A 9462-nucleotide genomic window follows, 5' to 3' on the forward strand; every position below is an offset into this window, starting at 1 on the left:
AAGCGCACCAACCAAATTCCTAAAGCGGTCGGCTTGGATAAATCTGAGAAAACGAGGGTGCGCTATGGCTACGAACTCAATTTGGCTTCGTAGCTCTCCTTCAGGGCTTTGAATGCGGGCATCGAGCGTTCGATGGTGTCGCGGGCGATGCAGTAGGACAGGCGCACCCAGCCGCCGACGCCGAAGCTGTCCGAGGGAACGATGAGCAGCTCGTATTCCTTGGCACAATCGGAAAACGCCTGGGCGTCCTCTTCCAGGGCGCGCACCCACAGGTAGAAGGCGCCGTCCGGCTCCACGTACTCGTAGCCCAGCGCGGAAAGCCCCTCAGTCAGCAGACGGCGGTTCTCCGCGTAGGCGGCCACGTCCGACGGCTCCCCCACGCAGCGAGCCGCCACGCGCTGCAGCAGCACCGGCGCGCACACGTAGCCGAGCGCCCGTCCCGCGCCCGCCACGGCCACCGCCACCGCATCGCCGTCGTCAGCGGCATCGGACACGTACACCCACCCGATGCGCTCGCCGGGAAGCGAGAGCGCCTTGGAATAGGAGTAGCACACAATGGTCCGCGCGTAGATCGACGGCACCCAGGGCACCTCGATGCCGTAGGTGATCTCGCGATAGGGCTCGTCGCTGATGAGGTACAGCGGACGTCCCAGCGCTTCCTCGCGCTCGCGCAGCATGGCCGCCAGGGCCTCAAGGCTCTCGCGGGTGTACACGGCGCCCACCGGGTTATTCGGCGTGTTGATAATCACGGCACTCGTCTTCGGCCCGATGGCCGCGCGCAGCGCCTCGATGTCGGGCTGGAAGCTCGGAACCGCCGCCGGCACCTCCACGATGGTGCAGCCGGCCGCCTCGATCCACGTGCGGTACTCGGGGAAGTACGGTGACACCACGACCACCTCATCACCCGGATGGGTCACAGCGGCAATGGATGAAGCCAAAGCCGCCGCCGCACCGGCCGTCAGGTACAAGTGACCCGACGTCGCCGTCGTGTCGTAGCGCTCAGACAGATACGCCGCAATGGCCTCCTTCACCTCGGGCAGCCCCGCCGCCGGCGAATAGGCGTGAAGGGCCACCGGATCCATATCCAGAAGCTCCAGCATGGTTTCGCGCACCAGCTCGGGCGCCGGCACCGAGGGATTGCCGATCGAGAAATCGAACACGTTCTCGGCACCGATCTCGGCCTTGCGCGCCATCCCGTAGGCAAACAGCTCGCGGATGGCACTCGGCTCATCGCCCAATCCGTACATCTTCTCGTTGATCATGGCAATCCCTTTCGCACGCTCTCGCCAGCCGCAGCGCGCGGGCTGGCCTCAAGGCGGCCCTCAACGCCACCGCCCTCTCAGTTCCCTCTCAGGATACTACAAGGGGCGTCGCATCCAGGCTTGCTTCCGCCGAGCCGACCACGGCGGCCCCCAGCTGGACGATCTTCTCCTGCAAGTCGGGATGAGCGCGGAAGGCGAAGGCGCGCCCCTCCTGCTCCCGCACCAGATACCCCTCGCGTTCGAGCCCCAGGAAATCGGCCCGGGCCGTGCCGTAGGCGATGCGGAATGCACGCTGATGCGGCGCGATGCGCAAAAGAGCTCCCGGCTCGCGGCACAGCGCCACCAAAATAGACTTCTGCCGCGCGTTGATATGGGATTCGAAGATGCGCTCGATCTGCTCGTTCAGCTGCTCGAGATAGGTGATGGATGCCGCCAAGCCCTCCAGCTCGCGCAGGTACAGGCACACGTTCAGCTCGAAATAGGGCGTGAAGTCGAAGCCGAAGCCATAGTCGGTCGACCACGATTCGAACACTGCCTCGTAGCGGGCCGCATCCACCGGTGCCTCCGCCAAGGTCGCATCGAAGCCCTCCGGTATCCAGCTGAGCACGGGAAAGCCCCACTTCAGGGCCAGAATGTTTCGCAGAAGCAGCCCCACGAGCACGTTCAGGCGCGGCAGCACGTTGAAATAACGGAAGAACCAGCTAATATTAAGCAGCCGCAACACGGGGCCGAAACGCATATCGTCCCCCGCCGCGCAGGCCCGCTGGCACACCAGATCCATCAGCACCTGGGATTCCGGAGGCGCCAAGCGCGGATCCAGCGGCGCGAGCACCCGCTCGGGCAGCTCGGACAAATCGACCCCTTCGGAAAGCTCGTAGTACAGCGTCTCGATGAGCCCGTGGGTCACCGCGCGCCGCGCCAAGCTGTCGCAATCGCTCGACAGGCGGAAGTAGTTGGCCACCAGCTGATCGAGGGACGTCAGCGGCGGCGCGCCCGCGAACAGCTCGTGCACCCGCTCCTCGTCCATCGCGATGCCCTCGTCCGCCAGGCCGCGCATCAGCGTGCGCTCGATGAAGCGCGTCACGAAAGGAGAGCCCTGCATGTCCTTGAGCGATCGCGCCAGCGAGGAGTCCTCCTTCGAGCGCACCTCCAGCATCTCGGTGTTGAAGGACAGCGAGCTCGTGGTCACCATCCACATGTCGGCCGTCCGCTCCGGGTCCTCGGGGATGAACACGGCGGCCTGTTTGCGCACGGCGAGCAGGATGCGCCAGATATCCTCCTTCGAGTAGCCCTCGGGAAGATCGTATTCGTCCAAGTCGTCAAAGAGCAGGATGCCCACGTCCACCGCCGTGCGCAGCTCGTAGAATATGGGCAGGCTCATAAAGGCCACCAGCTCGTCCACGGAGAGCCGCTTTGTCACCTTCGTCGACCGAGGCACCGCCTCCGTCTTTCCCCGCATCGCAGACTTCCCCGCCATCGCGCCGCCTTTCCTTGAACTCGCCCTCACGCTCCCATTCTATCAGCTTCGGAGTCTCCTATTATCAAAAGTTGATCTTAAAGATAGTTATAACTGAGAATGTTATTATTATTTTGTACCAAAGTTATTATCAGGAATTTAGATATTGATAATTGAAGAACGGGCCTTTATAGTGAAATCAGCGAATACGCAAGCGACCAGAGGAGGCCCATTATGGGAGACTGGCCCGTCATCATCCGCTAATTCTAGGGCGCTAACCGCCCGAATCCCCTGCGGCTGCCCTCCGCAGGACTCTCTGAGGTGAGAACCCCGCCGCGAAAGCCCTTGAAACGCAGCGGGGTTTCTTGCGTCTTGACACTTGTCAGAGCTTAAAGCCCTCGACAACGTCTATAAGCTCCTGTTGAGAATGAACCCCCAACTTCACGTAGATATTCTTGGTGTGAAAGCGAGCCGTGTTCAGCGATATGACGAGCTTCTCACGAATGACACCCACCGTGCGCCCCTGGGCCAAAAGCGCAAACACCTCTCCCTCCCTCGGCGTGAGTCCATACTCGGCGCCCACCGCTGCGCACTTCTCCTCGGTCGAGGCCACCCCAGCAAACATCCCGGACAGCATCTCCCTACCAGGTCGTGTCGCTTCCGCACCTTCGCCGCAAGCTCCATCGCGGCGCCCACGCACCTCCATCACGGCCGGAGGTCGCAGAGGCTCCGGCGACCGGATGGCCCCGATAGCCTCGACGAAGCTCACATTCTTCAAAACGACGAAGCAGAACGCCACGAACACCATGGCGCTCGCGAAGCTCGTCCACACGAGCGCCTCCTCGGTCCAGCCGAGCAGCGTCATGGCGCTGTTGCCAAGCACAGCACCGACGCCCACCCCCGACCAGTACAACGCCAGCATGAGCGCCGCCGTGGGCAGCGCCGTCACACGGTTGCGCCCGGCGATGCTTCCCACGAGCAGGACAAGCAGCAGGTTGAAGCAGGAGGCCCCGGCGTCAATGAGCGTGTTCGAAGCCGAGGCAACACCCCCCGACACCACCCGATCGCTCGGCTGCAAGAACATGCCGGCGATGATGAGCAAAGCGCACAGGGCAAACAGGCCGTCGGCGTTGGGCATGCGCCCCCGCGCCAGGTACATCACGAGAATCACCGCGAGCGGTATGAAGGCCACCGGCAGGGCCGGCGCGTCGTTGAAGGGGCCGGGCAGCGCTATCACGAGACCTTGGGCGATGCTGAACACGAAGATGGTCACGAACAGCAAATGGCCCGTCGGCAGAAACGACTGGGGATTCGCCACGGCCATCTCGGCCTGCGGCTCAGAACGCGCGGCCTCCTGCAGCGGACGGGCGACAAGCGGCCGCACGCAGAGGAAGAGCACCGCGAAGCAGCCGGCGTTGGCCGCCACGGCGGCCGTCGGCCCAAGCGCGCTCGCCCAGGGCTGCAGCAGGTAGGCGCACAGGCACGCCGTCATGGCCACCACGGGCCGCCGCGCCGCCTCCAACTGCGCGAAGGCCACATAGGCCAGCACGAACAGCCACGCCTCGGCAAGGGAATCCAGCAACGAGCCGGCCAGCAGTAGACCGGGGCTCGCCCAGGCGAAGCCGCAGCTGTCCAGCACAAGATAGCCCGTCACCGACACCAGGGCGATGCCGTTGAACAAGCGCGGATGCAGACATCCGGGGCGATGGCGCGCCACGACCACGAGGGCCGCGAGCACCACGACCCCGAACAGGGTCGCCCATTCGCGCACCCACGGATCAATGGACACCAAGCCCGGGTAAATGCTGCCATTGGTAGCCAGGAAGCTGAACAGGGCACAGGCGATGGCCGCGGCCACCCGCACTGAAGCCGCCATTCGGGCGTTCTCGCCCGATCTTGCAGAGGAAACCCCCGCCTCGCCTGCCGGCCGCACCTCGTCTACCATAGCACCCCTCTTTGTCGCGCGCGCTAATCTGGCCGGCCCATCCTACCACGGAAGCCCCATCTGCGCCCCACATTCTGAATGTGGGATGTCCCACCCTGCAGCTTTTCCGACGAATTGCGAAAAACCGCCCCGACGATGTGGGGCGCCATCGATGCTTGAGCTCTAAGGTAGTAGCCGGAGAGACATCCACCATGCGGTCGGCGCCCGTCGCGGGACCGGCCCCGAACGAAGGAGGGTTCACCATGACCGATTCATCCGGACTTTCCCGCCGCGGCTTTCTGCAGGCCGGCATGCTGGCCGGGGCCGGGGCGCTTGCCGCCGGGGCGCTTGCCGGCTGCGCGCCGCGCCCCCAGGAAACCCCGCACCCCGAAACCGCCTCGCAAGAGGCCCACACCTACTGGCTCGGCGAAGAACCCGCTGTGGCCGATGCCGACATTGTGGCCACCCGCGACACCGACTTCCTCATCATCGGCGCCGGCAACGCCGGTATGATAGCCGCCGGCACCGCGAGCGACCTCGGCCTCGACTTCATCGTAGCCGAGAAGGGCACGAGCGTGGGCGACACCCGCGAGTACGTGGGCGCCATCAACTCCAAGTACGCCCTGGAAGTGGCCGATCCAGTCGATGAGATGAAGGTGCTCAACGAGCTGACGCGCTATGCTTCGGGCCGCGTGGACCAGCGCGTCATCAAGACGTGGCTTCGCGAGGGCAAGGAGATGATCGAGTGGATCACCCCCATCATGGAGGCCAACGGAAAGACCCTCGGCGTCACCCCCATGGAGGCCGATCATCCCGCTGGCGGCACCTACTACTTCGCCCCCACCATCGAGCACTTCTTCAACCCCACTTACGAATACCCCATGCGCAACGACATCCTGGAGTGGCACATCCAGGAGGCCGGGCATGAGATCAGCTACAACTACGATCTCGTGAAGCTCGACCACGACGGCAACCGCGTCACCGGCGCCGTGTTCGCCACGCCCGAGGGCCTCGTGCGCGTAAACGCCGCCAAGGGCACGCTGCTGGCCACCGGCGGCTACGCAGCCAACCCCGAGATGATCCGCGCGAACTTGCCGCTCGTCCCTGCCTGCTGTACCGCCGCTAGCTACTCGCCGCGCTGCGACGGTTACGGCCTGCGGGCAGGACTTTGGGCCGGTGGCATAAAGGACGTGAACGGCGCGCCAGTCATCTTCGATCGCGGCGCCGTGCCCGCCGGCGTGGACTGCGGCTATGTGACCGACGCCGATGGGCGCGAGCACTTCCCCGCCACCCACTACCAGCTCAACATCGGCAGCCAGCCCTTCCTGAAGGTGAACCGCAAGGGCGAGCGCTTCGTGAACGAAAGCCTGCCCTATGACACCCTGTGCAATGCGGCCAGCTACCAGCCCGGCGGCGTATGGTGCCAGATCTTCGACGGCAACGCCGTAGACGACATCCTGCGCTTCGGCACCACGGGCTGCGCCGCCTACACCACCGCCTTCATGCAGATGGGCATGCCGCTCGACGACTTCATCGCCATGGATGGCGGCACAGGTCTCATGCAGAAGGCCGACAGCCTGGACGAGCTGGCCGTGCTGCTCGGCTTTGAAGGCGAAGCGAAACAGCGCCTCATGGACACCATCGCTCACTACAACGACATCGTGGAGTCGGGCGTCGATACCGACTACGGCAAGGAGTCCCACCGCCTCTCGAAGATTATCGAGCCGCCCTTCTACGGCTGCTGGTTCGGGGGTGCGTTGCTTACTACCTTGGACGGCCTGCGCATCAACGAGGACATGCAGGTGCTCACCGCTGACGGCTCGGTGATCGAGGGACTCTATGCCGCCGGCGACGTGTCTGGCTGCTTCTACTCCGACAACTACCCCGAGTACATCGTGGCCTGCGCTTGCGGCCGCACCTGCACCGAGGGCCGTCATGTGGCCCGTCTGCTGGCCGGCGACCTCGCCTAGCCCCTAGCCCACCTGCTGAAAGGAGCGATTACCATGAGCGAAGAGAAGAACCCCACGACGGCCTCGGCCACCGAGCACGACCCCGTTATCGCCGGCACACCCGAGGCCGCCGGCGCCTCCCCTGCCCCCCAGCGCCATGGACGGCGCACCGCCGTGGTGGCGGCCGTGGTGGCGGCCATCCTCGTGGTGGCTGGGGTCGGCATGTGGGTCTGGCACGAGCAGCCCAGCTTCTGCGGCGCCATCTGCCACACCCCCATGGACAACTACTTGACCACCTACGAATCCGACCTAAACAGCCCCGCCACCGACAAGTGGGGCAACGAGGTGGCCGATCCGCACACCATGCTCGCCGCCTATCACGGCAAGCTCGGCAACGACTGCATGGACTGCCACGTGCCCACGCTCAGCGAGCAGATCAGCGAGGGCGCAGCCTGGGTCGCCGGCAACTACAACTTCCCGCTCGTCGAGCGTACCGCCAGCGAGCTAACGAAGGCATCGGGCCGCGACGCCGACGAGCTGTGCCTGAACGAGGCCTGCCACAACCTCACCCGCGACGATCTGTACGAGAAGACCGCTGACATGGGCACCTACAACCCCCATTGGGCCCATCACGAAGAGCTGGAATGCACCACCTGTCACAAGGCCCATCGCGCTTCGGTCATGTACTGCACTCAGTGCCACGCCCAGGCCGAGGTGCCTGAAGGGTGGCTCTCCATGGGCGAATCCAACAACCTCACCGGCGTGAAAGCGTCTGCCGAAAGCTAACCGCCACACGTTGGCCGACTTCCAGAACCGATAGCGCAAAAAGGGCCTCCCGCAGGAGGCCCTTCGTTTGTCGCTGCAAGGCAGCACAAGCTTACTTCACGTCGTCCAGCTTCTTGCCGGAATGATCGTGGGTCATGCACATGGCGATGAACGCGACGACCGCGATGGCCACCATGTACCAGGCCGGCGCGATGGCGTTGCCCGTAAGGTCGATCAACCAGAACGAGATGAACGAGGCCGAGCCGCCGAAGATGGCGTTCGCCAGGTTAAACGAAAGGGCGAAGCCGGAGTAGCGCACGTCGGTCGGGAACGTCTCGGTGAGGTAGCTGGCCAGGGTGCCATCGTTGATGGTGAGCAACAGGCACATGAACAGCTCGACGATCAGAATGACCCAGAAGTTCATCGTGCCGAGCAGCATGAATGCCGGCACCGTGAACAAGATGAAGCCCACACAGGCTCCGATGAGCATCTTCTTGCGGCCCACCTTGTCGGAGATGCGGCCAGACAGGAAGATGAAGGCGATGTAGACGACGAGCACGATGGTAGTGATCGTCGACGCGTCGCTCGGCGGGTAGTTCAACGTCGTCTCCAAGTAGTTCGGAAGATACGTGAGCACCGCGTAGAAGCCCACGGCGTTCAGCACGCAGGCACCGAACGAGATGAGCAGCACCCTGAGATGCTTGGTGAACAGCGTGCGAATGGGATGCTCCACCTTCTCGCCCATTTCCTTCATACGCTCCTGCATCTGGGCGTACACCGGGGAATCCTCCAGATGGGTACGGATGTAGTGGGTGATGTAGCCCAAGGGAAGCGCCAGCCAGAACGGGATGCGCCAGCCCCAGTCGACGACGAAGGACGAATCGGCGCCCCAAACCGTAAACATGAACGTGGCCAGAAGCGAGCCCACGAGCAGGCCTGTTGCCGTGGAGGCCGGCACCATCGAGCAGTAGAACCCGCGATGGTTATGCGGCGCGTACTCCGCGATAAAGGTGGCAGCGCCAGCATACTCGCCCGCCGCCGAGAACGACTGCACCATGCGCAGCAGCAGAAGCAGAAGCGGAGCCCCAACGCCGATGACAGCATAGCCGGGCAAGCAGCCGATCAGGAAGGTCGCGCCGCTCATCAGCAAGATGGACACCGAAAGCGCCCATTTGCGACCCTTCTTGTCGCCCATGTTGCCCCAGAAAATCGCGCCGACGGGACGCACGAGGAACGAGAGCGCGAACACGCCGAAGGTGCTCATCACGGCCACGGCACGATCTTCCGCCGGGAAGAACACCATGGCGATAACGGTCGCCAAATAGGAGTAGCTCGCGTAGTCGAACCATTCGATGAAGTTACCGAGGAAGGAAGACCCCGTCACCTTGCGCAGAACGGCGTGCTTCTCTGCTTCGGTCGCTTCAGCGTACGTCGTTGCCGGCTGTACCGCTTCGTTGGTGCTAGATGCCATAGCAATCACCCAACCCCAAGCCCTCTGTTGTGAAAGTTCCGGTCATGGCTTCTCCTTTCAATAAGGCCCTGACTTAAGTGTTTACCTTACCATAGGAATCATTTTATGCAGACGGGAATGGCGAAATAGTTAGTCGCACAAATCCCCTTTTTCAGTCGTGACCTGGAATCATGGCCAATAGAGTAGGGAGCTTGATTCAACTTCCAGCGACAAGCGCGCAAAAAAGGAGCCCACCGAAGCGGGCTCCTTTCGCAAACGCATCGCGTGAGCTGTGAGTGGGATTTACTTCCACATCTCGGGGCGCACGAGGGTGGGATCCTCGACGCGGTTCGGGAAGTAGTCGAGGCACTCGCCCTCGCGGTAGACGTCGGCGGTGGAGCAGTGCAGGCCGCCGCCGAACGGGTAGGCGTCGCGCAGGTCGCAGGGGATGACGTTCATGCCCAGCTTGTCCATCTGCTCCTGCTGGTAGACCTCGGAGGCCTCCACGATTACGGTCTTCGGGTCGAGGACCAGGCAGTTCATGGACAGCCACACGGAGGAGTAGCACAGCGCCGGCGGCTCGGTGTGCGCGGGCTGGGCGGCCTCGACGATCTGCCAGTCGTTGGCCTCGAAGATGGCGCGCTGCGGCTCGGGCA

At 63.7% G+C, this 9462-nt stretch carries 6 protein-coding genes and 1 pseudogene; 2 read left to right on the forward strand and 5 right to left on the reverse strand.

The genetic code is table 11. The features are described from left to right. Positions 1-68: 68 nt before the first annotated feature. From GO707_RS10690 to GO707_RS10700, 3 genes are all read right to left on the reverse strand, one after another. Positions 69-1262, reverse strand: a complete 1194-nt coding sequence (locus GO707_RS10690; RefSeq protein ID WP_157012991.1) for a pyridoxal phosphate-dependent aminotransferase — start codon at positions 1260-1262, stop codon at positions 69-71. 88 nt (positions 1263-1350) lie between these two features. Beyond that, positions 1351-2739 (reverse strand): hypothetical protein, encoded by a 1389-nt coding sequence (locus GO707_RS10695; RefSeq protein WP_157012992.1) that lies wholly within the window; start codon positions 2737-2739, stop codon positions 1351-1353. A gap of 361 nt (positions 2740-3100) precedes the next feature. After that, on the reverse strand, positions 3101-4663 hold the full coding sequence (locus GO707_RS10700) for a helix-turn-helix transcriptional regulator (protein ID WP_157012993.1): 1563 nt from the start codon (positions 4661-4663) through the stop codon (positions 3101-3103). A 242-nt stretch (positions 4664-4905) separates the two neighbouring features. On the opposite strand from GO707_RS10700, the gene GO707_RS10705 reads away from it, so the two are divergent. Beyond that, complete coding sequence (locus GO707_RS10705) at positions 4906-6612, forward strand: FAD-binding protein (protein ID WP_157012994.1); 1707 nt, start codon at positions 4906-4908, stop codon at positions 6610-6612. Between the two features lie 33 nt (positions 6613-6645). Next, a complete protein-coding gene (cgr1, locus tag GO707_RS10710) occupies positions 6646-7377 on the forward strand; it encodes a cytochrome c-type protein Cgr1 (RefSeq protein WP_157012995.1) in 732 nt (243 codons plus the stop codon). Positions 7378-7468: 91 nt separating this feature from the next. Here the strand turns inward: cgr1 and GO707_RS10715 are convergent, their stop codons facing one another. Next, a complete protein-coding gene (locus GO707_RS10715; RefSeq protein ID WP_157012996.1) occupies positions 7469-8827 on the reverse strand; it encodes an MFS transporter in 1359 nt (452 codons plus the stop codon). A 282-nt stretch (positions 8828-9109) separates the two neighbouring features. Beyond that, positions 9110-9462: pseudogene (locus GO707_RS10720) on the reverse strand (serine/threonine protein kinase); the annotation flags it as partial.

This window comes from Adlercreutzia rubneri (assembly GCF_009755265.1).
Taxonomy (GTDB): domain Bacteria; phylum Actinomycetota; class Coriobacteriia; order Coriobacteriales; family Eggerthellaceae; genus Adlercreutzia; species Adlercreutzia rubneri.

Coding starts and splice junctions, on each gene's coding strand:
- GO707_RS10700 (WP_157012993.1), bottom strand. CDS start 4,663: ATGGTAGACGAGGTGCGGCCGGCAGGCGAGGCGGGGGTTTCCTCTGCA.
- GO707_RS10695 (WP_157012992.1), bottom strand. CDS start 2,739: ATGGCGGGGAAGTCTGCGATGCGGGGAAAGACGGAGGCGGTGCCTCGG.
- GO707_RS10690 (WP_157012991.1), bottom strand. CDS start 1,262: ATGATCAACGAGAAGATGTACGGATTGGGCGATGAGCCGAGTGCCATC.
- GO707_RS10705 (WP_157012994.1), top strand. CDS start 4,906: ATGACCGATTCATCCGGACTTTCCCGCCGCGGCTTTCTGCAGGCCGGC.
- GO707_RS10715 (WP_157012996.1), bottom strand. CDS start 8,827: ATGGCATCTAGCACCAACGAAGCGGTACAGCCGGCAACGACGTACGCT.
- cgr1 (WP_157012995.1), top strand. CDS start 6,646: ATGAGCGAAGAGAAGAACCCCACGACGGCCTCGGCCACCGAGCACGAC.